At 59.4% G+C, this 23,566-nt stretch carries 22 protein-coding genes; 9 read left to right on the forward strand and 13 right to left on the reverse strand.

Annotated elements, in window-relative coordinates; genetic code table 11:
- Positions 1–298 precede the first annotated feature (298 nt).
- Entirely contained in the window at positions 299–877 is a 579-nt protein-coding gene (locus tag DWZ01_RS02720; RefSeq protein WP_226790740.1) for a methylated-DNA--[protein]-cysteine S-methyltransferase, read from the forward strand.
- A gap of 206 nt (positions 878–1,083) precedes the next feature.
- Here the strand turns inward: DWZ01_RS02720 and DWZ01_RS02725 are convergent, their stop codons facing one another.
- Positions 1,084–2,319, reverse strand: a complete 1,236-nt coding sequence (locus DWZ01_RS02725) for a chloride channel protein (RefSeq protein WP_117847968.1) — start codon at positions 2,317–2,319, stop codon at positions 1,084–1,086.
- A 185-nt stretch (positions 2,320–2,504) separates the two neighbouring features.
- Positions 2,505–3,143: a GyrI-like domain-containing protein gene (locus DWZ01_RS02730; protein WP_117766548.1), complete on the reverse strand. Its 639-nt coding sequence runs from the start codon at positions 3,141–3,143 to the stop codon at positions 2,505–2,507.
- A gap of 271 nt (positions 3,144–3,414) precedes the next feature.
- Here DWZ01_RS02730 and DWZ01_RS02735 point away from each other — a divergent pair, with 271 nt between their 5' ends.
- Together DWZ01_RS02735 and DWZ01_RS02740 are read left to right on the forward strand one after the other, a co-directional pair.
- Positions 3,415–4,116 (forward strand): ABC transporter ATP-binding protein, encoded by a 702-nt coding sequence (locus tag DWZ01_RS02735; RefSeq protein WP_117766550.1) that lies wholly within the window; start codon positions 3,415–3,417, stop codon positions 4,114–4,116.
- A gap of 5 nt (positions 4,117–4,121) precedes the next feature.
- Positions 4,122–6,887, forward strand: coding sequence for an FtsX-like permease family protein (locus DWZ01_RS02740; protein WP_233506161.1), 2,766 nt, complete (start codon positions 4,122–4,124; stop codon positions 6,885–6,887).
- Positions 6,888–7,003: 116 nt separating this feature from the next.
- Here the strand turns inward: DWZ01_RS02740 and DWZ01_RS02745 are convergent, their stop codons facing one another.
- The 3 genes from DWZ01_RS02745 to DWZ01_RS02755 all read right to left on the reverse strand — a co-directional run bounded on the left by DWZ01_RS02745 (position 7,004) and on the right by DWZ01_RS02755 (position 10,208).
- Entirely contained in the window at positions 7,004–7,324 is a 321-nt protein-coding gene (locus tag DWZ01_RS02745; protein ID WP_117847970.1) for a multidrug transporter, read from the reverse strand.
- Between the two features lie 578 nt (positions 7,325–7,902).
- On the reverse strand, positions 7,903–8,982 hold the full coding sequence (locus DWZ01_RS02750) for a 6-phosphofructokinase (RefSeq protein WP_117847972.1): 1,080 nt from the start codon (positions 8,980–8,982) through the stop codon (positions 7,903–7,905).
- Between the two features lie 140 nt (positions 8,983–9,122).
- Positions 9,123–10,208 carry a carcinine hydrolase/isopenicillin-N N-acyltransferase family protein gene (locus DWZ01_RS02755; RefSeq protein ID WP_117847973.1) on the reverse strand — a complete coding sequence of 362 codons (1,086 nt, stop codon included), beginning with the start codon at positions 10,206–10,208 and terminating at the stop codon, positions 9,123–9,125.
- 161 nt (positions 10,209–10,369) lie between these two features.
- Here DWZ01_RS02755 and DWZ01_RS02760 point away from each other — a divergent pair, with 161 nt between their 5' ends.
- The 3 genes from DWZ01_RS02760 (at position 10,370) to DWZ01_RS10615 (ending at position 12,235) form a co-directional block, all read left to right on the forward strand.
- On the forward strand, positions 10,370–11,755 hold the full coding sequence (locus DWZ01_RS02760) for a M18 family aminopeptidase (RefSeq protein WP_172674636.1): 1,386 nt from the start codon (positions 10,370–10,372) through the stop codon (positions 11,753–11,755).
- A gap of 15 nt (positions 11,756–11,770) precedes the next feature.
- Complete coding sequence (locus tag DWZ01_RS10690) at positions 11,771–11,938, forward strand: hypothetical protein (RefSeq protein ID WP_158556983.1); 168 nt, start codon at positions 11,771–11,773, stop codon at positions 11,936–11,938.
- A gap of 75 nt (positions 11,939–12,013) precedes the next feature.
- A complete protein-coding gene (locus tag DWZ01_RS10615; protein ID WP_147332614.1) occupies positions 12,014–12,235 on the forward strand; it encodes a hypothetical protein in 222 nt (73 codons plus the stop codon).
- Between the two features lie 64 nt (positions 12,236–12,299).
- On the opposite strand, the gene DWZ01_RS02770 is transcribed toward DWZ01_RS10615, so the two are convergent.
- The 3 genes from DWZ01_RS02770 to DWZ01_RS02780 form a co-directional block, all read right to left on the reverse strand.
- Positions 12,300–13,235, reverse strand: coding sequence for a D-2-hydroxyacid dehydrogenase (locus DWZ01_RS02770; protein ID WP_117847975.1), 936 nt, complete (start codon positions 13,233–13,235; stop codon positions 12,300–12,302).
- 133 nt (positions 13,236–13,368) lie between these two features.
- Complete coding sequence (gene map / locus DWZ01_RS02775) at positions 13,369–14,256, reverse strand: type I methionyl aminopeptidase (protein WP_117847977.1); 888 nt, start codon at positions 14,254–14,256, stop codon at positions 13,369–13,371.
- Between the two features lie 160 nt (positions 14,257–14,416).
- Positions 14,417–15,193: a radical SAM protein gene (locus DWZ01_RS02780; protein WP_117847979.1), complete on the reverse strand. Its 777-nt coding sequence runs from the start codon at positions 15,191–15,193 to the stop codon at positions 14,417–14,419.
- A 225-nt stretch (positions 15,194–15,418) separates the two neighbouring features.
- Here DWZ01_RS02780 and DWZ01_RS02785 point away from each other — a divergent pair, with 225 nt between their 5' ends.
- The 3 genes from DWZ01_RS02785 (at position 15,419) to DWZ01_RS02795 (ending at position 18,688) form a co-directional block, all read left to right on the forward strand.
- Entirely contained in the window at positions 15,419–16,216 is a 798-nt protein-coding gene (locus DWZ01_RS02785; RefSeq protein ID WP_117847980.1) for an alpha/beta fold hydrolase, read from the forward strand.
- A gap of 211 nt (positions 16,217–16,427) precedes the next feature.
- The gene (locus DWZ01_RS02790) at positions 16,428–18,308 is read left to right on the forward strand and encodes a diguanylate cyclase (RefSeq protein WP_117847982.1); all 1,881 of its coding nucleotides are present in this window, start codon (positions 16,428–16,430) and stop codon (positions 18,306–18,308) included.
- 23 nt (positions 18,309–18,331) lie between these two features.
- Positions 18,332–18,688, forward strand: a complete 357-nt coding sequence (locus DWZ01_RS02795; protein ID WP_199412370.1) for an Hpt domain-containing protein — start codon at positions 18,332–18,334, stop codon at positions 18,686–18,688.
- A 105-nt stretch (positions 18,689–18,793) separates the two neighbouring features.
- On the opposite strand, the gene DWZ01_RS02800 is transcribed toward DWZ01_RS02795, so the two are convergent.
- The 5 genes from DWZ01_RS02800 to DWZ01_RS02820 all read right to left on the reverse strand — a co-directional run bounded on the left by DWZ01_RS02800 (position 18,794) and on the right by DWZ01_RS02820 (position 23,115).
- Positions 18,794–19,603 (reverse strand): gamma-glutamyl-gamma-aminobutyrate hydrolase family protein, encoded by an 810-nt coding sequence (locus DWZ01_RS02800; protein ID WP_055286831.1) that lies wholly within the window; start codon positions 19,601–19,603, stop codon positions 18,794–18,796.
- Positions 19,604–19,690: 87 nt separating this feature from the next.
- Positions 19,691–20,455 (reverse strand): amino acid ABC transporter ATP-binding protein, encoded by a 765-nt coding sequence (locus DWZ01_RS02805; protein WP_117770081.1) that lies wholly within the window; start codon positions 20,453–20,455, stop codon positions 19,691–19,693.
- A gap of 36 nt (positions 20,456–20,491) precedes the next feature.
- Positions 20,492–21,325, reverse strand: a complete 834-nt coding sequence (locus DWZ01_RS02810) for an amino acid ABC transporter permease (RefSeq protein WP_117770082.1) — start codon at positions 21,323–21,325, stop codon at positions 20,492–20,494.
- On the reverse strand, positions 21,322–21,981 hold the full coding sequence (locus DWZ01_RS02815; protein ID WP_117847984.1) for an amino acid ABC transporter permease: 660 nt from the start codon (positions 21,979–21,981) through the stop codon (positions 21,322–21,324). The genes DWZ01_RS02810 and DWZ01_RS02815 overlap by 4 nt, the downstream gene beginning before the upstream one ends.
- 138 nt (positions 21,982–22,119) lie before the next feature.
- On the reverse strand, positions 22,120–23,115 hold the full coding sequence (locus tag DWZ01_RS02820) for a glutamate ABC transporter substrate-binding protein (protein WP_117770084.1): 996 nt from the start codon (positions 23,113–23,115) through the stop codon (positions 22,120–22,122).
- Positions 23,116–23,566 lie beyond the last annotated feature (451 nt).

Here is a 23,566-nt window from a genome sequence, read left to right on the forward strand (position 1 = left end):
GTGTGGCGCCTTGTCCTGCTCCTTCGGAGCCGCGGACAAGGCGCCACACTGGTCTGCGGAGTGTTCTGAAAACTAAGCCCGGCCCCCGCCTGCGGTGACGCTGCTGCGAGCGGCCTGCGATGGGGCTGTTGTTGGTTGAGGCCGCTGGGCTGATGTGGGGGCGCGTGGCTGTTGCGAGCCCTGGTCCCGGCGGCGGCCTCGGCGCTTTGCGCCTGCCGCCTTTGGGGACTGTGGGGTCGATTGGGGTTGTCTGCACAATTCGCGGTATTATGTTGCGGAGTTTTGAAAGGAGCCGCTGGTGGTCACGACGACGTTTGCTTCGCCTTTGGGCGAAATCCTGCTTGCCGCTGATGGCCGCGGTTTGACGGGGCTTTGGTTTGAGGGGCAGGAGCACTTTGGCTCCACGCTTCTCAAAGAAGATCCCGAACATGTTGAAGGCGCCGATGCGGTTTCTGGTGCTGGCGGCATGTCTTCGGTGAATCCGACAAACGGTGCTGCCTCGTCGGTACTTGAGCGTTCTTGGGCTTGGCTGAATGCTTATTTTGCGGGGCAGGAGCCTCGGTTTACGCCGCCGTTGCATATGATTGGTACGGCGTTTCAGCGCGAGGTTTGGTTTGAGCTGCTTTCTATCCCGCGTGGCGAGGTCGCTACGTATGGTGAGATCGCCCAGCGTGTTACGGCTCGACATCGTGTACCGGGAAACGAAGCACCCGTTGCGTCTCCCCGTGCCGTGGGGGCCGCGGTCGCGCGCAATCCCATTTCGATTATTGTGCCGTGCCATCGCGTGGTTGCCGCCGATGGTTCGCTTAACGGGTATGCCGGCGGGCTTGACCGCAAGGAGTGGCTGCTTCGGCTTGAGGGCGCGTACGAGGACTAACGTTCGAGCACTTTGCATAGCCAAGATGCCGTGAAAGAACGGGACATGCTTTCCGAATGGAGGCTCAGACGGAAACTACGTCCCGGAATTCCGTTTTAAAGCGGGATGCGCTTTCCGAATGGCGTTCCAAGCGGAAACCGTGTCCCGGAATACAGCCTCAGAGTGGGACGCCGTTTCCGGCTGAGACCACCTGCCTGGACATCGATCTACGCCCGCTCCTGCAGGGCGTAGATGGACTTATCCATGTTGAACAGGTAAGCCACAACGCAGACAATAATGAACATCGGCAAGTTACCAAAGCCGAAGACTTCGCAGCCAATAAGGATGGGTGCGAGCAGCGTATTGGTGGCGCTGCCAAAGACGGCTGCGTAGCCCAGTGAGGCGCAGAGCTCGACGGGCATGCCGAGAATCCCGGCGAGTACGACACCCAGGCTGGCTCCGATGGAGAACAACGGCGTCACCTCGCCACCCTGATATCCTGCGGCAAGCGTGGTAATGGTGAGTGCGAATTTGAGTGCCCAGTCCCAAGGTATGATGGCGACCTTGCCGTCACCGTCGAGCGCCGCGGATATCAGATTGGTGCCAAGCCCGCAGTATCGACCCTGCCATAGTGCGAACAGAATCGCCGATAACGCGATGCCCATAACGGCGATGCGTGCATAGGGGTTGGGGAACAGCCGCGCCGCAAGTGTTTTGGCATGTGCAAGGCACCAGGCAAAGGCGCCGCCCACCATACCAAACGCGATGCCCAACAGTGCCAGCCGTCCAAGACCGGGGAGGTCGAGCGCATACGAGGCGGTAACGGCGACCTCGAACTTCTCGAGCCCCAGGGCGCCGGAGGTCATGCTTGCGGCAAGTGAAGCCGTAAGCGCGGGGAGCAACGCGCGGTATTCCATGCGTCCGGCGACCAGCACTTCGATAGCAAAGACCGTAGCAGCGAGCGGCGTTCGAAAGAGTCCGGCAAAGCCAGCGGCCATACCAATGAGCAAAAACGTGTTGCCGGGGTTTCGGAAAGGTAGACGCCTGCCGATCCAGTGCGAGACGGTTGCATCAATCTGCACGGCCACGCCCTCGCGCCCCGCACTGCCGCCAAAGAGGTGCGTCCCCCACGTGCTCAACATAATGAGCGGCACCAAACGCGGGGAGATGGCATCCTCGCGTCCGTGACCTACGTCAAATACCAGGCTCATGCCCCGATCGGTGCCTTTACCCCAGGTGCGGTAGGCAAATACGATGGCCAAGCCCATGAGGGCGAGGAAGGGAAGGAGCAGTGCGATGTGTTCGTCGCGGAAGGCGCCGATTGCCAGAAGCACGCGTCCAAAGAGTGCGCAGATGGCGCCAACGATGATGCCGATAGGGATTCCGACGGCACCCATAAGCACGAGGCCGCTATAGGTGTTGAGCAAGCGTTTGATTCTGCTCGATGCGTTGCTTTCCGACATTTTGCTTTCCGACACTTGCTCTCTTGATAGAAAAAGAGCTGGAGTTGCGCATCGTTGAGAGGCTTTCCAGCTTTAGCAAAACAAACTTATAAGATGCGACGGGCCGCGTCAAGATAATTGCTTGACAGCCTAGGAGGCGGCTGGTTGGCTGGCTTAAAACCTAGCGCGTGAAATGACGCTCCACGCTATTCAGCGCGCTTGATAGGATGACGAACCACGGTCTTAAGTTTCTCCGGCGCACACTTGCGTGGATCGGAGAGATAGATTTCGTGATGTAAACGGGTATCTGAGAAGTCGGGGACATAGCCCTGCTCGGTCGCATATTCATGCATGGCGTCTACGGTTGCCGGCTCGCTGTCGTAGGGTCCGGTATGCATGCATTGAACGCAGAGACCCTCGTCAACTTTAAGCAGCTCGACGGCAGAAAAGTCCAGTTTCTTTTTGGCCGTGGCTTCCGCGACCGCCCAGTCAAAGTCATCCTGAGTGACGAAATCGGGCAGGCGGATGCACGAGATAAAGTTGAAATCGTCCTTGCGTACATAATCGATGTCGCCGCTCGGGGAGTCTTGCCACCAGAAGCCCTCGAGCGGCGGTACCACAAAGTCGAAATAGCCCTCGATACTCCTTGAGCCTTTCTTTGACATCTTGACGGTATAGGCGATGCCGTAAAGCAGCGGCAGGGCATTTTGATACTCGCCACCTTCGGTATTTGGGTCGCCCTTTCCGCGAACGGCAACGTAGCTCATAGGCGGGACAGTTATGATACTCGGCTTGCTTGCAGGTCTGTAGAGCTCCTTGCATTCCTTCTTAAAGTCGAACGCCATGTTGGCCGCCTTTCTGCGTATTGGCCTGCTTAGATAGCGGAATCATATCATAGAAACGAACAGTTGTTCGAATGATTTGGCTGACAGATTGAGATGCGTGCGTTGTGTTTGGCGGTCGGCCTGACCCCATCGATGATTTCTCTGCCTCCCCGGCGCCTCATCTATAGCTGCCGTTTCCCCATATAGAACCTGCCAAAATAAACCCGTCCCTTTTTAGTCGGTGCGAAATGGGTAATACTAAAGAGTTATCCGACCAGATGGGAACCGATCGATGGCTTATATCGAATTCAAAGACGTCATCAAGGCATACGGCGAGGGCGACGCCCGCATTCACGCACTCGACGGCGCGAGCTTTACGGTCGAGCGCGGCGAGCTCGCCATCATTCTGGGTGCTTCGGGTGCCGGCAAGACCACGGCGCTCAACATTCTGGGCGGCATGGATACGGCGACCTCCGGCACCGTGACGGTGGACGGGCGCGACGTGAGCTCCGCCAACGAGGCTCAGCTCGTGGAATACCGCCGCGCCGATGTCGGCTTTGTCTTCCAGTTCTACAATCTGGTCCCCAACCTGACGGCGCTCGAAAATGTTGAGCTTGCGGCGCAAATCTGCCCCGATTCGCTCGATGCCGAGCAAACGCTTTGCCAGGTTGGCTTGGGTGAGCGCCTCGCCAACTTCCCCGCGCAGCTTTCGGGCGGCGAGCAGCAGCGCGTGTCCATTGCCCGCGCGCTGGCAAAGAACCCCAAGCTGCTTTTGTGCGACGAGCCCACGGGCGCACTTGACTATAAAACCGGCAAGCAGATCTTGCAGCTGCTGCAGGACACTTGCCGCAAGCAGGGCATTACGGTCATCATCATCACCCACAACTCCGCGCTGGCGCCCATGGCCGATCGTCTGATCCGCTTTAGGAGCGGCCGCGTGGAGAGCGAGACGGTCCAGCAAAATCCCGTGCCTATCGAGACGATCGAGTGGTAGCGCCCATGGACCAAGATCGCCAAAACAGCCTACGCCACGACGCGCAGAATACGGAGCGCGAGCAGGATTTTACGACCTACCGTACCGCTCAAAGCTCAAACGATATGGTGCCGACGGTTTTTCGCCGCGGCATCTACCGCACAATCCGAGGCAGTCTTAAGCGCTTTTTGTCCATCGTGGTCATCACCGCGCTCGGCGTGAGCGTGATGTGCGGCCTTAAGGCGGGCTGCGAGGACCTGCGCGATTCGGTCGACGCCTATTTTGACCAGCAGAATGTCTATGACATTAACGTGCAGTCGACCTATGGCCTTACGCGCGACGATCTCGCGGCCATCCAAGAGGTCGACGGCGTCGAGACGGCCGAGGGTATCTACACCGAGACCGCCTACACCGCCGTGGGCACAACGCGCGAGCGCGTGGTCGTGCAGAGTCTCTCCAAGGAGAACATCGATCAGCCGGTGCTGGTGAGCGGCGATTTGCCCGAGAGCGCCGATGAGGTTGCGGTGACTTCGAAGTTCCTGAAGGCTTCGGGCAAAAAGCTCGGCGATACGGTGAGTTTTGCCGCCAATGACGCAAGTTCATCGAACCAAAGCGCCAAGGATCAGTTTGCCGCGGGCGATTACACCATTACGGCCGAGGTCCTCGATCCCACTGATGTGAGCTCCGACTCGACAGTCAACGCCTTTCGCGCTGCTTCGGCGGCGGACTATAAGTTCTATGTGAGCGAGGACGCCGCGACATCTTCTTCCTACTCCGCGGTCCACGTGATCGTCGAGGGAGCCAAGAGTCTCAACTCCTATTCGGATGCCTACGCGGCAAAGATCAATGAGGTCAAGGGCAATATCGAGAAAATCCGTGAGGAGCGTGAGAAGGCGCGTGCTCAGGAGCTGATGGTCGACACGCCGGCAAGCTTGGATACGGCCGAGCGCGAGGCGAATATGCTCTTTGGGATTGAACAGGGCAACATCAATCGCATGGCCGAGGGCAGCGAGGAGCGCGTCCAGGCTCAGGCCGAGTTGGACCAGCGCCGCGCCGCCGCTGACCAGCATTTTGCCGATGCCCGCGCCGAGCTTTCCGATCTGGGCGAATGCTCCTGGTACATCCAGGACCGCGGTAACATCGCAAGCTACTCGAGCGTCGAGAGCGACAGTTCTTCGATCGAGGCCATCGCCACGGTGTTCCCATTTATCTTCTTTGTCGTCGCTGTGCTCATCAGCCTCACCACCGCCACGCGCATGGTTGAGGAGGAGCGTACACTTATTGGCCTGTACAAGGCGCTCGGCTATTCACGTGGGCGTATCCTGTCCAAATACGTGGACTACTCGCTGTGGGCGTGTCTGATCGGCGGCGTGCTTGGCAACATCATCGGATTTGTGGGCCTGCCGCTGTTCCTGTTTACGGTGTTCGACGACATGTACTCGCTGCCCCAGATGCTGCTTTCGTACGATATCGTGTCGTCGCTCGTGTCGGTAGCGCTGTTTGCCGTGGGCGTGGTGGGCGCCACGATTATCGCCTGCCGCCACGAGATGGCCGAGACGCCGGCTTCGCTCATGCGTCCCAAGGCGCCGCGTGCCGGCTCACGCATTCTGCTCGAGCGTATCGGATTTATCTGGCGCCGCATGGGCTTCTTAAACAAGGTGGCGGCGCGTAACCTGTTCCGCTACAAAAAGCGCGCCTTTATGACCATCTTCGGTATCGCCGGCTGCACAGCGCTCGTGATCTGCGGTATGGGCATCCGTGACACGTCGGTGGCGCTTTCGCCCAAACAGTACGGGCATATCACGCGCTACGACCTGCTGGCGGTCGCCAATCCCGACGATTTTTCGCAGACGTGCGCGGCATTGGATGAGCGCAGCGCGGCCAATGATTCCAACGTGACCGTGACCTCAACCCTGCCGATTATGACCGACAACGTCACCTTTACGTTTGGTGGCAAGAGCGAGACTGTGCAGCTCATCGTGATTCCCGACGACCGCACGGGTGACTTGGGCGATTACGTGCGCCTGGAGGATGAGTCCAAAGAACCGCTGTCTTTGCGTGACGGAGACGTGTATCTGAGCAAAAGTTCACAGCTGGTACTGGGGATTCAGCCGGGCGATACGGCGCACGTCCAGGATTCGTCGCTCAATGTTGCCAAGGTCAAAGTCAGTGACATTTCGCTCAACTATCTGGGCAACACGCTTTACATGACGCAGGGCACCTATGAGCGCGCGTTCGGTCGAAGCGCGCGCCTTAACGGCGTCTTTGTGCTGCTTAAGGGCTCGTCGGCCGATCAGATTGCGTTTAGCAAGAAGCTTAAGAGCGACGGTTGGCTCACCATCTCGAGCACGGCTGAACATTGGCAGAACTTCGAGGCGAACTTCACTATCATCAATTCCGTCGTGGTGCTCGTGACCTTTATGGCGGCGTGCCTATCGTTTGTGGTGGTGTTTACGCTGTCCAACACGAATATCTCCGAGCGCGAGCGCGAGCTGGCGACCATCAAGGTGCTGGGCTTCCGCCGTGGCGAGGTGCACCACTACGTCAACAAGGAGACGTTGATCCTCACGGCGATCGGCGCTGCGCTGGGCGTGCCGCTGGGCGGCTTGCTGGCCGAGAGCTTTACCTACATTTTGCAGATGCCGTCGCTGTACTTTGACGTCGAGGTCGAGCCACTGAGCTACGTGCTCGCCGTGCTGCTGGCCTTTGGCTTTACGTTTATCGTCAACCTCGCCACCAACCGAACGCTCAACAAGATCGACATGGTCGGCGCCCTCAAGAGCGCCGAGTAGCCTGCCAAAAAGGGACAGGTTTATTTTGGCAGGTTTTATCTGGGCAAACGCCGGGCAGCCTATAGGTGGCCCGGCGTTTGCCCCGTTTTGCTGGGGATGTTTGTCGTTCGGTGCTCTTACTGGCCAATCCAGTGTTGCGCATAGCTCTTAATGTCCTCGGTAAAACCGTCAAGGTCGTCAAGGGTGATCACGCTGTCGATAAGCAAATTGGCTATCTCGCGGTGCATTGTGCTGCGGCGAATGTCGTTTGCAATTACGCCTGAGGACAGCTTGTCTCTATTGAGGCTCTCTTCTAGTGCCCAAAATCTACTGGACGCTTCGCTGTCGCCATTCAGTATCTCAACGTACTGGCCGATGAGCTTTTCCATATAACGTTCTTGCCATTGAGGAAGCGTTTTCTTAAACAGCTTCCAGTCGCTTTCGGCTACGTCGCGCATATGTCCTCCGCTCGTCAAACGGGCTTTTCATTTGCCTTTTATTCTATTTGCTTTTCGCTCTCAGGCGTGGATGAGAGGCTCTCTTTAGCCTTCGAGATAGGGCTTGAATGGGTCGTATGCCACAAAATGGTCCTATCTACTATGTTTAATTGGATACCCTCAACCATGCCGGGAAAACAAAAAACAAAACCGCAGGTAGAAGGCCTGTCGATTTTCGAAAAGGCGGTCATGGTTGGCCCCATCGAGTTAAACGTAGTAGATGGCCCCATTTCGTGGCGGACCATCAAACGAACGCCGATGCTTGTGCTGTAGCCGCTCCGATCATACGTAAGTTGCGGTGGAATAGTTCCTAGATTCAGCCATTTGCGGGCTAAGCAGGAACTATTTCACCGCAACTGAATTTCAGGCCAGGCACCCGCAGCAAGAAGACGAATAGCCTCGGCGAGTGTGTAAACGAAGGGCCCTCCGACCCCGCCCGACGATTTCGATTGGCGACCTTTGACGGAGTCAAGGGAGGAGCCAAATCGAAATACGTCGGGCGGGGTCGGAGGGCCCGATGGGATGGATTTCGGCCGAGGCTATTCGTCGCCGAAGCTGATGCCCAACGCCTTGGCCTCGCGTACCAGGTCGCTCTGGGGATCGACATACTTGAGCTTGCCGGCGACATCCTCGAGCGGCATGTGGCACATCTTGCCATCGCGCAGGGCAATCATGTAGCCAAACTCGCCGCGCAGGCAGCCGAGCGCCGCCTCGACGCCGCACTGGGTCGCAAAGATGCGGTCCTGGGCATCGGGCTGACCGCCGCGCTGCGTGTGGCCGGGGATGGCGACGCGGGTCTCGCGACCGGTCTTGGTCTCAATCTCCTTGGCGATGTCGTAGACAATCGACGGACTCGTGCGCTCGGCAAGCTTTTTCTTGTACTCCTTCTTGGACAGCGCCGCGTCCTCCTTAGAGATGGCACCCTCGGCGACGGCCACGATGGTAAAACGGCTGCCGGTCTCCATGCGATGTTCGATGGTCTTGATGACGTTGTCCATGTCGTAGGGGATCTCGGGAATCAGGATGACGTCCGCGCCGCCCGCGACGCCGGCGTACAGCGGAATCCAGCCGACCTTGTGGCCCATGATCTCGATAACGAACACGCGGCCGTGACTCGAGGCAGTGGTGTGGATGTCGTCGATGCACTTGGTGGCGACGTCGATGGCGCTCGTAAAGCCAAACGTCAACTCGGTGCCCCAGGTGTCGTTATCGATGGTCTTGGGCAGGGCGATAACGTTGAGGCCCTCTTCGCGCAGGCGGTTGGCGGTCTTGGTGGAGCCGTTACCGCCTAGCATAAACAGGCAGTCGAGCTGCAGCTTATGATAGGTGTGGACCATTGCCGGCACCTTCTCGACGCCGTCGGCCTCGGGAATATCCAGGCGCTTGAACGGCGTACGGCTCGTGCCCAGGATGGTGCCGCCACGGGTAAGGATGCCGCTAAAATCGGCGGGCGTCATGACGCGGAACCGGCTGTAGATAAGGCCCTGGTAGCCGTCCTCAAAACCATAGATCTCAATAGGCTCTTCGCTATTGGTCATAAGCGTTTTGACAATGCCGCGCATGGTGGCGTTGAGCGCCTGGCAGTCGCCGCCACTGGTAAGAAGACCGATCCTAAGCATGATGAATCCTTCCGGGCAAGTTATAACATGCGCATAAGTTTACCCCCGCACACTGTTGATACGGGGGTAAAACGTGTTAGCTCAAGCGTATAGAAATGTAAACAACGTCAGGCGAGCGTAAGGTCGACGAGCCTGGGTCCTTACAGTGCGAAGGCGTCGACGTCGCCCCAGTGGCGGCGCAGCGTAATGGCGGCGGCGGGTTCGGTATTGTCAAAGACGACCGACCATTGCGTATTGCTGGTGATGTCTTTCGGATTGGGTTCTTGCGCTGCAGCGCGTAGGGCCTTCCAAGCGACTGCCTCGTCCTGGGCACCGACATGGGCGTCAAGGACATCGGCGATTGCGATGGCGCGCTCTTTACCATGGCCCAGCTCGCCATTCTTTTGGTTGGGCAGCACTTCGTCGCCATAGCAGGCGTAGAAGTTCGTAACCTGGCGTACAGGAGTCGCTTTGAAAGCGCGGTCTGGATCGCGCGGATCCCACTCTACTACGCGCGCGTCACCGGCGGCGTCGTTGATAAAGAAGTGGTAATCGCGTCCTGCCATGGCGTGCATGTCGTAGGCGGAAAGCAGGTCGACAGCTTCTTGCGTGGTGGCGGCACGGTCGAGCACCAGGCGGATGACGAGCGAGGTATTGATGACGGGGCGCTGCGTGTCCTGGTCACAGGGCTTGGAGTCCAGAGTGAGTACGGCAATGGACACGCCGCATTCGTTAACACCGTCGAGCTGGGCAAACGGGCCCATGAGTGCGGCGGCGCGTCCGCCGACGGAGTCAAGCGGAGTGTTATCGCCCAGGTTGTTAAGGGCGGCAAACCCGATGGAGGCATAGCCGTCGCGTGGGTGATTGCGCACCAGCAGTGCCGAGGTGTCGTCCTTAAAGTCGTAATTGCGACCGGTGCGCACGCGGCCTTCGGCATCTACGGCGACAAAAGCGCTGCAGGCAAACTGGGGCGCCTGGACATGTACCGGCACACCGGGCAGCACCTGCGCCACCACGGCATCGATGTAGCCCTGGTCGTCGCGCACGCCAGCGGCGATGATGCGATCAAGATCGTAGTCGTAGGCGATGTCGATTGCGTACAGGTCATAGCTATCCGCGTAGCCGGTCAAGCGTTTGAGCGACGCGGCGGACTTGATTTGCTTGCGGTAAACGATACCGGTGGCAGCGGCAAGGCCGACGGCGACTCCCGCGACACCGCAGGCGATGGCAATGTTACGTGGCTTCATGACGGCTCCTCTCGTCCTGTTAGCGTAATTGTCGCAAAAGGAGCGCGGGCATGATGGCTCAACTTGGTGAGCGGCGCGGGATTAAACATGGAATGAAGAGTGCGGCGCTGGCGTGGCGGGGTATGCTGGAGGGGACCATCAACCCAGCGAAAGGGGAGAGCATGACGGATCAGGAAACGCCCGAGCGCGCGCATGTGACGGCCGACGATATCGAGGCCGCCAACGACCTCATCGACTTTATCGAGGCATGTCCCAGCATGTTCCATACGGCGGCGACCATTATGGCCGAGCTCGACGAGGCGGGCTTTACCTACCTGCCCGAGAACGCGGCGTGGGACATCGAGCCGGGCGGGCGTTATTACACGCAGCGCAATACCTCGAGCGTTATTGCCTTTAAGGTGGGCGAGGACCTGACCGCGACGTGGGGCGAGGACGGCGTTGCCGGTGACTATCATTTTCAGCTCACGGCGTCGCACAGCGATTCGCCGACGTTTAAGGTCAAGGCCGTGCCCGAGCTCGACGGCGCAGGCGAGACGCTGCGCCTGAACACCGAGGCCTACGGCGGCATGATCGACTACACCTGGTTCGACCGCCCGCTGGCGCTCGCGGGCCGCGTGTTGGTACGCGAAGGCGACCGTATTGAGAGCCGCCTGCTTGCCACCGAGCGCGAAGTCGCGATTATCCCGAGCCTTGCCATCCATATGAACCGCGGCGTTAACGAGGGCTTTGCGCCCAACCGCGCCGTCGACCTGTGCCCGCTCATCAGCGCCGGTGAGCTTAAGCAGGGCGATTTTGATGCCCTGGTTGCCGACGAACTGGACGTTGAGCCCGAGCAGATCCTGAGCCGCGATCTGTTCCTGGTCAACCGCCAGGATGCGCGCATTTGGGGCTGGGCTGACGAGTTCATCTCGACGCCCAAGCTCGACGACCTGGCCTGCGCCTACACCTCACTGCAGGCATTTTTGGGTGCCGAGAACGCGCGCGACGTCTCGGTCTTCTGCTGCTTTGATAACGAGGAGGTTGGTTCCGAGACCAAGCAGGGCGCCATGTCGACGTTCTTGGCCGACGCACTGCGCCGCATTAACGGCTCGCTGGGCTTTGACGACGAGTCGTACCATCGTGCACTTGCTGCCTCGATGCTTGTAAGTTGCGACAATGCACATGCCGTGCACCCCAACCACGCCGAGAAGTGCGACGCCCGCAACCAGGTGGTGCTCAACGGCGGTATCGTCATCAAGGAGGCAGCCAACCAGCACTATTGCACCGATGCCTTTAGCCGCGCGGTGTTCCAGGCCATCTGCGATGACGCCGACGTGCCCACGCAGGCCTTCGCCAACAAGAGCGATATGGCCGGCGGCTCCACGCTCGGCAATCTGTCCAATATGCAGGCGAGCATGCATGCTGTGGACGTGGGCCTGCCGCAGCTTGCCATGCACTCGAGCTACGAGACCGGCGGTGTGCGCGACGTGATGTACGCCATCCGCGCCCTCACCGCCTTCTACGAGCGAAACCTAACCATCAACGGAGCCGAAAGCGTTGAGCTCTAAATGCGAGCCGAAGAAATGAAGGCCGAGCGTGGGGCTCAGCTTATTGATCGGGGTTTACAGCTGTTCGTCGCCGCTTGCCATGAGTCAGGGGTCGACGTTTCCAAGGCGCGACCAACGAGTGCTGAAGAACTCAAGCGTAACGCCTATTCGGACCGCTATGACGAGGAGACGGACTGGCTCTAATAAGCGAAGTGTCGAAAACGCTAGATGTATGTTTGATATCACTTTGGCGAGAGTGTCGCAGACAGAACTATCGGTATGGCGCAAGCCAACCTGACTCCATTGCGCCAAACCTACCAAAAAGGGACAGGTTCATTTTGGCAGGTTTTATCTGGGCAAATGCCGCAAAGCCAACAGCTGGACAGAATTGTTATGACACCGCAGGTTGAGCAAGCGTCAGCGAGCGATGTCCAGAGCGAACAAGTTGGCATGAAAAAGGCAAGGCATAGACCTTCTGGTCATGCCTTGCCTTTTGAATGACAAATTGTCGCTCTGGGCGGCGCGTAGCGTCGACCGGTCCGCCGTTCGTTAGAACGGCGGAACCCTAATGTTCGATCCAACAGCGCAGGGTCTCGCCGGCTTGCAGGTGACGCAGATTCTCTGCGGCAATGTCGACCACATTGTTGAGCGTGGCTGCCAGGTGGAACCAGCCGGAGACGTGCGGCGTGATGAGCATGTTGGGCGCATCCCACAGCGGGCTTGTTGCGGGCAGTGGCTCAGGGTCGGTGACATCGACCGCGGCACCGGCAAGGTGTCCGGACTCAAGAGCGGCAACCAGATCGTCGGCAACCACAAGATCGCCGCGGCCGCCGTTGGCAAAGAAGGCGCCCGGTTTCATCGCGGCGAAGAACTCGGCGTTCGCCAGACCGCGGGTCTCGGGTGTGCTGGGCATAAAGGATGCGACGATGTCGGCCTCCGCCAGGCGCTCAGACAGGGCATCCATGCCGTCCATGTCCTCAAACACAATGGGGTAGACGAGCGGATGGCGCTTGATGCCGCGGACGTGCGCGCCCATGCTGCGGCAGAGCGTGGCAAAGTGGCCGCCAATGTCGCCCGCGCCCAACACCAGCACATTGGCATTTTTGAGCGAGGTGACCGGGCCTAAGTCCTCCCATCGATGCTCGCGCTGCAAGTCGTGATAGCCGGGCAGGTGCTTCATCATGGAAAGGACCATGGCAAACATGTGCTCGCTCACGGCCTGGCCGTAGGCGCCGATTGAGCAAGACAGCTTGGCTTCAGCCGGCACGGTGCCGGCGGCGAGATAGTCGTCATAGCCGGCGGTCTGCAGTTGCAGCAGCTGGAGGTGCTCGCATGCGGTCAGCAGGGAAGGGTCGATGTTGCCCAAGATCACGTCGGCATCGGCGACCTGCTCGCGCGTGATGGCGTCGGCACTCGTGTAGATAAAGTCCTCGCCCGGAGCGCTCGACTCAAGAATTGCGCGATGACGGTCGTTGACGGGCAACAAAACCAGGATGTTCACAAACGGTCCTCTCCGCCCAACCTGCCAAAAGGGGACAGGTTTATTTTGGCAGGTTTTATCAGGCAAAACGCTATAAAAACGCCGGGCTTCGCGATGGTTAACATATCCATCGCGAAGCCCGGCGCATCCACGGCTACCAGCTCAGCAGCTCGTAGCCGTCCTCGGTCACCACGAGCTGTACCTCGCACTGGGCCGAATCGCTGCCGTCCTTGGTGCGCACGCACCAACCGTCGCCCTTGCTGATCTTGATGTCGGGCGCTCCGGCGTTGACCATGGGCTCAATGGTAAAGACCATGCCCGGGGCCATGATGGTGTCCACATCGGGCGCCTCGGTGGTAAAGCCCACAAACGGGTCCTCGTGGAACTCTTTGCCAATGCCGTGTCCGCCGTACTCGCGCACTACGCTAAAACCGGCGTCCTCGACCGTCTTTTGCACGGCCTCAGCCATCACGGAGAGCGGCAGCCACGGCTTGACGGCAGCCAGACCCGCCTCCACGCTGACGCGGGTGACGTCGACCAGGCGCTGGCGCTCGGCAGAGACCTCGCCGATGCAGAACATGCGGCTCGAATCACTAAAGTAGCCGTCTAGGATCGTGGAGCAGTCCACGTTGATAATATCGCCCTCATGCAGCACGTCCGTATCGCAGGGGATACCGTGACAGACCACGTCGTTGATCGAGGTGCAAACGCTCTTGGGGTAGCCCTCATAGTTGAGGTCGGCCGGCGTGCCACCGTGCTCGACGGTGTAGTCGTAGATCATCTGGTCGATCTGGTTGGTGGTCATGCCCGCGGCGATGTGTTCGCCTACGTAATCGAGCACGCCCACGTTGATGGCGGCCGAGCGCTTGATGCCCTCGATATCGGCGGGCGTCTTGTAGAGCGTGCGGGGCAGAACCTCCCAGCCCTCTTCCCACAAGCGCTCGAGGCGCTCATCAAAGGCGCTATGGCATTTCTTATATTTTTTGCCGCTGCCGCACCAGCAGGCGTCGTTGCGGCCGGGCACGGGTCCATTGTCAAACATGGCTAACTTCCTTTCATTCGCAGCTAGTATAGCCCACCCACGCGTCCATAAAAGTTGCGGTGATATAGTTCCGATTTAAGCGGTTTAACAGCATAAATAGGAACTATATCACCGCAACTGATGGAGCGGGATGGCAGGCACTAGCTGCTGCGTGGTTTTGCTAGTAGCTCACCTGGCAGGGAATGCCGAGGGCGCGCACGCGCGCGGCAATGGCGTCGAGGGCCTCGGGTGCTGCTTTGGCAAGGCCTGCGACCGGTGTCTCGCGCGCCACCGTGTAGATGGTCGCCTCCTGCGGACGAATGCGCTCGAGCACCGCGAGCCAGGGGGCGACGTACTCCTCGCCGGTGTTGTCGATGGGCTTGCCCTGATACTCACCGGTCAAAAAGATCGTCTGGATAATAACGTGACCGTCAAAGCTTGCGAACGTCTCGATCTGGTGCTCGACGTCGTAGGGGCCAACGGGCTGGTCGAGCAGCTGGATAAATGCCGGGTCGACGGTATCGAGCTTAAGAATGTTGTCATCGACCATCATGAGCGCGTCGTGCACCTCGGGGCGGTCGGCGCGCGTGCCGTTGGAGAGCACGGCGATCTTGGAGTTTGGGGCAAGCTCGTCGCGCAGCGCGACGGCGCCGGCGATGGCCTGCGGAAACTCCGGTGCGGCGGTGGGCTCGCCGTTGCCTGCGAAGGTGATCACATCGGGGAGCTCGCCCTCGGCTGCCATCTCGCGCAGCTTTGCCTCGAGCGCGTCGAGTACCACGGCAGCTGTGTTGTACGGCTCATGGCAGGGGCGCTCGGCGTTGAGGCCGTTTTCGCAGTAAATGCAGTCGAACGTGCAGATTTTGCCGCTGGCCGGCATCATGTTGACGCCGAGCGAGAGACCAAGGCGACGGCTGCGAACGGGCCCAAAGATGGGGCTGGCATTCAAAAACGTAGACATAGGCATATGCTCCTCAAGACAATTGTGCCTAAGCATAGCATCGGCTCCAAAGCAAGGTGCGGGCTCTTGCTTTACAAGTTTCGTTTTTTCACGTCGCCCATTATGCCGCGCCATGAAAAGCCTCGGGTCGGGTAAAGTTAATCTGTTAACAAGGTGTAAGGCAATGTGGGTCCATCCAACCGCGCTGACGTGCAACTGGATGAGCATTGATGATGGGGGCACAACATGAATTTTACGGTCGAGAATGCGGGCACCACGATTGCCTGTCGCGAATATGCCGGCCCAGATGTGTCGCCTGATGCTCCTGCCTTGGTGTGCGTGCACGGCGCTTGTGTCGACGGCACATTTTTCGACGGTATCGCTTGTGAGCTCAGCCGCAACTACCGCGTAATTGCCTACGACCGCCGCGGCTGCGGTGGCAGCAGCGATGCGGCAGACGGCAGCTATGATCTTGCCGCTCAGGCCGCCGACCTGCAAGCCGTGATCGAACACGTTGGCGCTCCGACAAATGTGCTTGCGCATAGCGCCGGTACGTTGGTGGCGCTGGAGCTTCTTCGCGCCGAACCCCATCTCGTCGCCCGTGCGATTCTGCATGAGCCGGCTGTGTCGGCCGAAGGCGTCGGCATGGGCGCAGCTCCGGTTTTGCTCGATATGATTGCGGCTGGAAAGGTTTCAAGGGCGCTCCGGCTTTTCTTGGGAGCCCTCGGCGACTTGGACCCCGAAGCTCCCGGGACGACCGAAGCGGAAGCCAAACATGCCCTGCGCAATGGTCGTTGCTTTATGGCTAATGAATACGGAACAAATATGACATATGCTCCCGACTGGGAGCGCGTCCGCGCGTCAAAGGCGGTGTCGGCCGTGTTTTTGGGCGAGCTTTCGGTCGATACACCCCGCGAGGCTGGCACGCGAGCGGCTGCCGAATATCTCGATTGCCCCCTTGTGACGATCCCGGGCGCGCATAACGGTCTGCGCGATCGCCCCGTTACGGCGGCAAACGCCGTTCGCGATGTCTTGGAGCGTTAGCACGCTCGATGACCTGCGGGGAGAGGGGCTGTTAGCGTTTCGTCATTGTTAACGAATGCGCCCATAACCGCGCGCCCGCGGCTCCATTACCGCCGTTTGCCAGGTCATAAAAATGTAACGATAATCGCGCGTTTGCCTTCAGCTGTTAGATGCTACCCTTGTACCAATTGATATGCACCGTTGCCGTGCGTAACGATAGGAAGGGCCCCATATGCTCAATAATCACGAGGTCAATCTAACCGACGAGGAGGCTGCCGCCGAGGTCGCCCGCGTCGCGAAGACCTACCCCGTGGTGCGTTTGTTGTCGGCCGATCAGATTAAGAGCGAGCCTAACTGCTTGCTCGCCGGCGATCGCTGCCCTTGTCTGCGTCAGTCGAGTCTTGAGGCCTTGGCAGGTTCCGATGATGTATCGGAGCAGCTGCTCAATGATGGTACCGAGTACCGCGCTCGCCTGCGCCCTCTAAAGGTCGAGGGCGAGCCTCACGTCCTGCTGATGGTGCGTCCGATCGATGAGCAAGAGGCTGCAGAAGAGGACCTCGTCTACACCGACGTGCTGACGAGTGTGCGCAATCGCCGATATTACGAGGAAAAGCTCCGTAGCGCCCGCATGAATGCCGGCGTTGCGGTGATCGACCTTGATGATTTTAGGGTCTTCAACGATACGTGTGGCCGTCATGCCGGCGACCTTGCGCTCGGTGCTGTGGCGACAGCCATACGCAGCGGAATTCGTTCGACTGACGAGCTTGTACGCTATGGCTGCGACAAGTTTGTGGTCGTCATGCCCAATATTCCCTCCGATGACTTCACCCGTCGCCTGCATCAGGTGTCCGATGCCGTTCATGCCACGATTGTTCCGGGCCATGAGTACGTGAGCTTGACGGCATGTGTTGGCGGTGTTCGCATTCATGGCGAGACGGTCGATGAAGGAGTTGGCCGCGCTGTCCAGTTATTGAGCCGCGCTAAGGCAAAAGCCGGTACGGTCGTGACCGATGCCGATTCCATCGAAGCCTTCCAAAGCGAAAAGCCTTTGGTGCTTATTGTCGATGACTCCGAGATGAACCGAGCCATTCTCAACGAGATGCTCAAGGACGAGTATTGCATCCTCGAGGCCGACAACGGTCGTACGGCGCTCGACATGGTCGACCGCTATGGCGATGAGTTGTCGCTCGTGCTGCTGGATATTGTCATGCCGGGCATAAGCGGCTTTGAGGTGCTGGCCGATCTGTCGCGCCGATCGGGTATCGACAATCTGCCTTTCATCATGATTTCGAGCGAAGATTCCGATGATATGGTTCTGCGCGCGTACGAGCTGGGCGCCTCGGACTATATCAACCGCCCGTTTGACTCCCGTGTCGTGCGCCGGCGTGTAAGCAACACCATCCGCCTATACGCCAAACAGCGCCGCCTGACGAGTTTGCTGTCCCAGCAGTACAACGAGCGCGTCAAGAACAGTCGCATGCTCATCGACATCATGGCCGGCGTTATGGAGCTTCGCAATGGCGAGAGCGGCAGGCACGTTACGAACATCGAGAAGCTGACCGAGCTGCTGCTTGGCTGTCTGGTCCAGCGTAGCGGCACGATCTCCCTCGACAATGAGGAACGCTCTACGATTGCCCTGGCTTCGGCGCTGCACGATATCGGCAAGATGTCGATTGACGATGCAATTCTCAACAAACCCGGGCGCCTTACGCCCGAGGAGTTCGAGATTATGAAGACGCATACCACGATGGGCGCCGACATGTTGCTTGAGCTGGGCCGCCATCACGTCGGCAATGCGCTTATGGAATATGCGTACCAGATTGCGCGTTGGCATCACGAGCGCTGGGACGGCAAGGGCTATCCCGATGGCCTTAAGGGCGACGAGATTCCCATTGCCGCGCAGGTGGTCTCGGTGGCCGACGTGTATGATGCTCTGACGAGCGTGCGTGTGTACAAGGACGCTATTCCGCACAAGGAGGCGATCCAGATGATCCTGGACGGTAAGTGCGGCACCTTTAACCCGCTGTTGCTCGACTGTCTGCTCGAGGTGCAAGACCGTATTGCCGAGACGTTGGCACGCCCCGCCGACGTTGTCGCGTTTCCCACGATTTAGTTTGACCTAAGGAGTTTTAATCCATGATTTCCATGCGTGAGGCGTATGAGAAGATCGGCGCTAATTATGATGACGCGTGCGCTCGGCTGATGGGCGAGGAGATGCTTAGCCGCTTTGCCCTCAAGTTTTTGGATGACGAGAGCATGGACAAGCTGGAGGCCGCCATGGCGGCAGGAGACGCCGAAGGTGCGTTTATGGCAGCGCACACACTCAAGGGCGTGAGCCAGAACCTGGGATTCGATAATCTGTACGAGCCGGCGGTCGTGGTGACCGAAGCACTGCGCGGCGCCGATGCCGTTGACGGCGCTCGCGAGGGAATGCATGCGTTGCAGCAGCAATATGCGGCAACGATGTCGGCTCTGCGCGAGGCGGCTGAATAAGAGCTTGCGAGCCTTGGGCTGCTTGCCGGCCACATATAGGTGAAAGGGCGCCCCGCCGGACCATGTGGCCGGCGGGGCGCTCTTATCTGTTTTGTGGTTCGCGTGCTAGCGGGCCTGCTTGACCTTGGCTGCCGCCTCGACAAACGACTTCCAGAGGTTAAAGTCGGTTTCGAGCGTCTGCCAGGTGTACTCGGGATGCCATTGCACGCCCAGGCAGAAGGGTTGGCCTTCGACTTCGATGCACTCGGGCACGCCATCGGTTGCCTTGGCGACCAAGCGCGTGCTTTTACCCAGACGATCGATGCAGCAGTGGTGTGCGGAGTTGGTCTGGATAAGCCTGTGCCCGCCAAGCGCGCGCTCCAGCAACGAGCCCGGCACGACCTCGACGGGATGCACGGGGTCGTTGAGCACGTGGGTATGGCGCCACTGCGTGCGGCCCTCGCGCGCGCCCAGGCTTGGCACGTCCATGCACAGGGTGCCGCCGGTGGCGACATTGAGCAACTGCGTGCCGCGGCAGGTGGTAAAGAGCGGCTTTTTGGCGCGGAGCACCTCGCCGACCAGCTTAAACTCAAAGCTATCGCGGATCTCGCAGCAGAGGGTGGGGTCGTAGGGTCGATCATCGCCCCAACGTTTGGGATTGACATCGGGGCCGCCGGGAATGGCGATGCCGTCGGCGATATCGACGTAATGACGGATGACCTCAATGTCCTCGGTGATGGACATCTGCAGCGGCAGGCCGCCGGCGGCAAGGATGGCATCGACAAAGACGCTCGCAATCTCCTCGTTGGGGGAGAGCGTCTCGCTCAAATAGGGTTTCGCTTCTTCCCAGCGTGGTGCGACCAGGATGAGCGGACGGTCGGCGGGATCGACGTCGACGTGCGGAGTGTAGGACGATGAGGTGCGGGTTCCGATCATGGGCGTAGCTTTCGAATCCGGGTGGACATGGCACAGGGGTGGCGCGGAGCAAACGTTACTGATGAATTTGCCCGCGTGGCAATTGGGTTAGTGACCCTTGATGGAGTTGAGGAAGTCCTGGGCGCGCTTGGTCTGGGGGTGGTCGAAGAACTCGTCGGGCGTGCCGGTTTCCACAATCTGGCCGTCGGCCATAAACACGACGCGGTCGGCCACGCGGCGGGCAAAGTTCATCTCGTGCGTGATGACGATCATCGTCATGCCCTGCTGGGCCAGACGGACCATGACCTCGAGTACCTCGTTGATCATCTCGGGATCAAGGGCGCTTGTGGGCTCGTCAAAGAGCATGGCCTTGGGCTGCATGGCGAGTGAACGGGCGATGGCCACGCGCTGCTGCTGGCCGCCCGAGAGCTGTGCGGGCACCTTATCGGCCTGCTCGGCAACGCCCACGCGGCTCAGCAGGTCCATGGCGCGCCCACGAGCCTCCTCCTTGGACACGCCCAGTACATCGACCGGCCCCAGCATGACGTTCTGCAGTACGGTCATATGCGCAAACAGGTTGAACTGCTGAAACACCATGCCCAGCTCGGCACGCATGCGGGCAAGATCCTTGCCCTCCTGCGGCAGGGGCTCGCCCTCGATGAGGATCTCGCCCGAGTCGATGGTCTCCAAGCGGTTGATGGTGCGGCACATGGTCGATTTGCCTGAGCCCGAGGGTCCGATCACAACGACGACCTCGCCGCGGTCAACCGAGAGATTGATGTCGTTGAGGACGTGTAGATCGCCATAGTGCTTATCGACGTGCCTGAGCTCGATCAGCGGCTGATTGCCGGTGGAAGAGGTGCTCTGTGCCATGGTGCTCGGCTCCTTATGACTAGAAATGGTAAAGCGTTAGCGGATGATGGTCGCGCCGGTCTTGTGCGAAACATAGACAGCGGCCTTGTTGATCGCGACGTTGATGAGGATGTAGATGACTGCGATCACCAGGTAGACCGACACGAGGGCATCGTAGTTGGTAATGAGCACGCGGGCATTTTGCATGAGGTCGGGGTAGCTCACCACATAGGCGACGGTGGTGTCTTTGACTACGACCACGAGCTGTGAAATCAAGGACGGAATGATAAACCGAATAGCCTGCGGCAACACGATTTTAAAGGTGATTTTGGCCTTGGAGAGACCGAGCGCCTGGGCTGCCTCGACCTGACCGCGCGGCACGGCATTGACGCCGGCGCGGAAGATCTCGGCAAGTACGCCAGCTGCGGCGAGCGCGACGGGAAGCGTGAGCATCCAAAACGACGGTAGCGCGATCTTGTACTGGGGCAGCACCAAAAAGAAGAAGTAGATGAACAGCAGACTCGGCACACCGCGGAAGAAATCGGTGAGCACGCGGCAGACCAGCTGTAGCGGCTTGATGCCGCTGGTGCGGCCGAGCATAAGGGCTAAGCCCAGCACCAGCGCGATGGCGCCAGCGGTGAGTGCGACTTTAACGGTGCCCTCAAAGCCGGCAAGCAAGAACTTCCAGGTAGTGAGGTGCGTAAAGAAATACCAATAGTGGACCGAAAGCTGACCGGTCACATAAAAGCGCTGCAGTACCAGGATGGCGAGCGCGGCGACAGCAACAAGCGAGATGGCGGTGCCGATGCGAATCTTGGCGCGCATCTTGGGGCCGGGAGCCTCGTAGAGCGCATCGCGCATGGTGAGCGCGGAGGTGGAATGCTTGCTCATCGGAGGATCCTCACCTTCTTATCGATGTAGTTGCCAATGTGGCTCACCACAAAGGCCGTGCCCAGGTAGCCGAGCGCCGAGATAAAGAACGCGGCGACGCCGCCGAGCGAGCGGGTATTGATGTAGCTCACCACGCCGGTGAGTTCCTGCGGCTTAAGCGGCACCTGGCTGCCGAGCGCGGTGGTGAGCATGACGGCGATAAAGAGGTTGGTCATGGGCAGCACGCTCGAACGCAGCGCCTGCGGAATCACGATCTTAGCGAGGATACGGCTGAAGCTCATGCCGAGCGAGCGGGCGGCTTCCACCTGGCCGACGCCGACGGTGTTGATGCCGCTCATAAAGTTTTCGGAACCAAAGGCCGAGCCCAAAAGGACCGTGGCGACGATAACGCAGGTGCGGTAGGGCAGGACGACCTTGAGCGGCGGCAGCGCGTAGACGATGATGATGAGCAGCGCGATGCCGGGGATGTTGCGGAAGACCTGGACATACAGGTCGCCAAAGACGCGCAGCGGCTTGAGCGGCGACACACGCATCACGGTGACGGCGACGGCCAGCACCATGGCGATGGCAAACGACTCAAGCGTCATGCCCCAGGTTGCTAGCAGCGCGTCGATATAGTTCTGGCCATAGAGCGACCAGAGCTCGGAGAGACTCATGCGGACCTCCTGCCGATAAGGAAAGGGGCTCCCGTGTGTACGGAAGCCCCGACAACTCAGTGAGGAAACAGTTTACCGCAATAAAGCGCATCATGCGTTTCCATATGGTTTCGTTGCGGCCGTTACCAGGCTCGCTGCCTAGGCGCCGATCTCGGGCAGCTCGGGAACATTGGTGTCGCCCGTACGGTCGCCGATGCAGATCTGCCACAGCTCGGTCCAAGTGCCATCGTCCTCAATCCTCTTAAGGAAGTCGTTGACAAAGGCGACGCCGTCGGAATCGAGCGGCAGGCCGATACCATAGGGCTCCTTGCTGCCGAAGGGCTTGCCGGCGATCTTGTACTTACCGGGCTCGCGGACCAGGGCGCTTTGCTGCATGTTGTTATCGATGACGTAGGCGTCAACGCGACCCTGCTGGAGTGCCTGACGGGCCTCCTCGTCGGTCTTGAACTCCTGCTGGCTGGCCTTGGGGGCGAACTCCTCCAGAATGGCGGGGCCGTTGGAGCCGGACTGGACGGCGACGTTCTTATCGGCCAGGTCGTCGACGCTCTTGATGTCGTCGTTGTCGGCGAGCACTAGGATAGCCTGCTGGGTGTAGTAGTAGGGACCGGCAAAGGAGACGAGCTTCTTGCGCTCGTCAGTGATGGTGTAGGTGGCGAAGACAGCGTCGACCTGGCCGTTCTGCAGGACGGACTCGCGCGTGTCCGAGGTCACCTGGGTGATCTCGACCTTGTTCTCGCCCAGGATGTAGTTGGACAGGAGCTGCGCGATACCGGCATCGAAGCCACGGGTCTGACCGTCTTTCTCGTTGAGGAGGGAGAAGAGCGTGGAAGTCTGAACGCCACCGATCTTAAAGACGCCGGCGTCCTTGACGGCCGTGGCCCAGGTGCTGGCGGCGACGGCATCGTCATCGGCCTTGGGGCCGTTGCCGACGAGCTTGTCGAATGCCTTGGCGTCGAGCGTGGTGGAAGCCTCGGTATCCTCGGAGCTCTTGGAGGAACCGGCGGCGGAACCCTTGTCGGCCTCGGCGCTGGTGTCGGAGCAGCCGGCAAGACCAAGGCCGGCGACGGTTGCGAAGGTGGCGGCAACGAAGCCGCGGCGGTCGAGAACGACCTGCTGGGAGAGGTTCTTGCTCATGGTAGAACACCTTTCTCAATAAAATCCCTAGCGGTTGAGTAGAGTTATACCCTATCGCGCTCAAATGGGTCAACACGAAATAACTCAGAAACATACTTACCTTATGGGTTATTGTACCTACTAAAAAGGGACAGGTTTATTTTGGCAGGTTTTATCTGGGCAAACGTCGAATATTGCAGCTGAAATAGCGTTTTGAAGACGGCATGATCGATCACAGCGGTCGCTATAATGGCGGCAACGCGACGCATATATAAGTAAGGAGATCGCGTATGAACGGTTATTCGTTTTTCGCACCGACCATGACTTAAAACCACTACAAAGGGGACAGGCACCTTTGTGGTGGTTCTTGCAGATGTGGCGGCCCGCCTCGCTGTTTTGTCTCAATCTGTAACATCTGGAGGGCCAAAAGGTCTCTATCTGTTACAGATTGAGACAAAGGTCTGGGACTAAG

The sequence above is a fragment of the Collinsella sp. AF28-5AC genome, assembly GCF_003457875.1.
Lineage (GTDB): Bacteria > Actinomycetota > Coriobacteriia > Coriobacteriales > Coriobacteriaceae > Collinsella.

Bases quoted from the DNA above. Each gene is read 5' to 3' on its own strand.
- DWZ01_RS02725 (WP_117847968.1), bottom strand. From the start codon at position 2,319: ATGTCGGAAAGCAACGCATCGAGCAGAATCAAACGCTTGCTCAACACC.
- DWZ01_RS02730 (WP_117766548.1), bottom strand. From the start codon at position 3,143: ATGGCGTTCGACTTTAAGAAGGAATGCAAGGAGCTCTACAGACCTGCA.
- DWZ01_RS02735 (WP_117766550.1), top strand. From the start codon at position 3,415: ATGGCTTATATCGAATTCAAAGACGTCATCAAGGCATACGGCGAGGGC.
- DWZ01_RS02740 (WP_233506161.1), top strand. From the start codon at position 4,122: ATGGACCAAGATCGCCAAAACAGCCTACGCCACGACGCGCAGAATACG.
- DWZ01_RS02745 (WP_117847970.1), bottom strand. From the start codon at position 7,324: ATGCGCGACGTAGCCGAAAGCGACTGGAAGCTGTTTAAGAAAACGCTT.
- DWZ01_RS02750 (WP_117847972.1), bottom strand. From the start codon at position 8,982: ATGCTTAGGATCGGTCTTCTTACCAGTGGCGGCGACTGCCAGGCGCTC.
- DWZ01_RS02755 (WP_117847973.1), bottom strand. From the start codon at position 10,208: ATGAAGCCACGTAACATTGCCATCGCCTGCGGTGTCGCGGGAGTCGCC.
- DWZ01_RS02760 (WP_172674636.1), top strand. From the start codon at position 10,370: ATGACGGATCAGGAAACGCCCGAGCGCGCGCATGTGACGGCCGACGAT.
- DWZ01_RS10690 (WP_158556983.1), top strand. From the start codon at position 11,771: ATGAAGGCCGAGCGTGGGGCTCAGCTTATTGATCGGGGTTTACAGCTG.
- DWZ01_RS10615 (WP_147332614.1), top strand. From the start codon at position 12,014: ATGGCGCAAGCCAACCTGACTCCATTGCGCCAAACCTACCAAAAAGGG.
- map (WP_117847977.1), bottom strand. From the start codon at position 14,256: ATGTTTGACAATGGACCCGTGCCCGGCCGCAACGACGCCTGCTGGTGC.
- DWZ01_RS02780 (WP_117847979.1), bottom strand. From the start codon at position 15,193: ATGTCTACGTTTTTGAATGCCAGCCCCATCTTTGGGCCCGTTCGCAGC.
- DWZ01_RS02785 (WP_117847980.1), top strand. From the start codon at position 15,419: ATGAATTTTACGGTCGAGAATGCGGGCACCACGATTGCCTGTCGCGAA.
- DWZ01_RS02790 (WP_117847982.1), top strand. From the start codon at position 16,428: ATGCTCAATAATCACGAGGTCAATCTAACCGACGAGGAGGCTGCCGCC.
- DWZ01_RS02795 (WP_199412370.1), top strand. From the start codon at position 18,332: ATGATTTCCATGCGTGAGGCGTATGAGAAGATCGGCGCTAATTATGAT.
- DWZ01_RS02800 (WP_055286831.1), bottom strand. From the start codon at position 19,603: ATGATCGGAACCCGCACCTCATCGTCCTACACTCCGCACGTCGACGTC.
- DWZ01_RS02805 (WP_117770081.1), bottom strand. From the start codon at position 20,455: ATGGCACAGAGCACCTCTTCCACCGGCAATCAGCCGCTGATCGAGCTC.
- DWZ01_RS02810 (WP_117770082.1), bottom strand. From the start codon at position 21,325: ATGAGCAAGCATTCCACCTCCGCGCTCACCATGCGCGATGCGCTCTAC.
- DWZ01_RS02815 (WP_117847984.1), bottom strand. From the start codon at position 21,981: ATGAGTCTCTCCGAGCTCTGGTCGCTCTATGGCCAGAACTATATCGAC.
- DWZ01_RS02820 (WP_117770084.1), bottom strand. From the start codon at position 23,115: ATGAGCAAGAACCTCTCCCAGCAGGTCGTTCTCGACCGCCGCGGCTTC.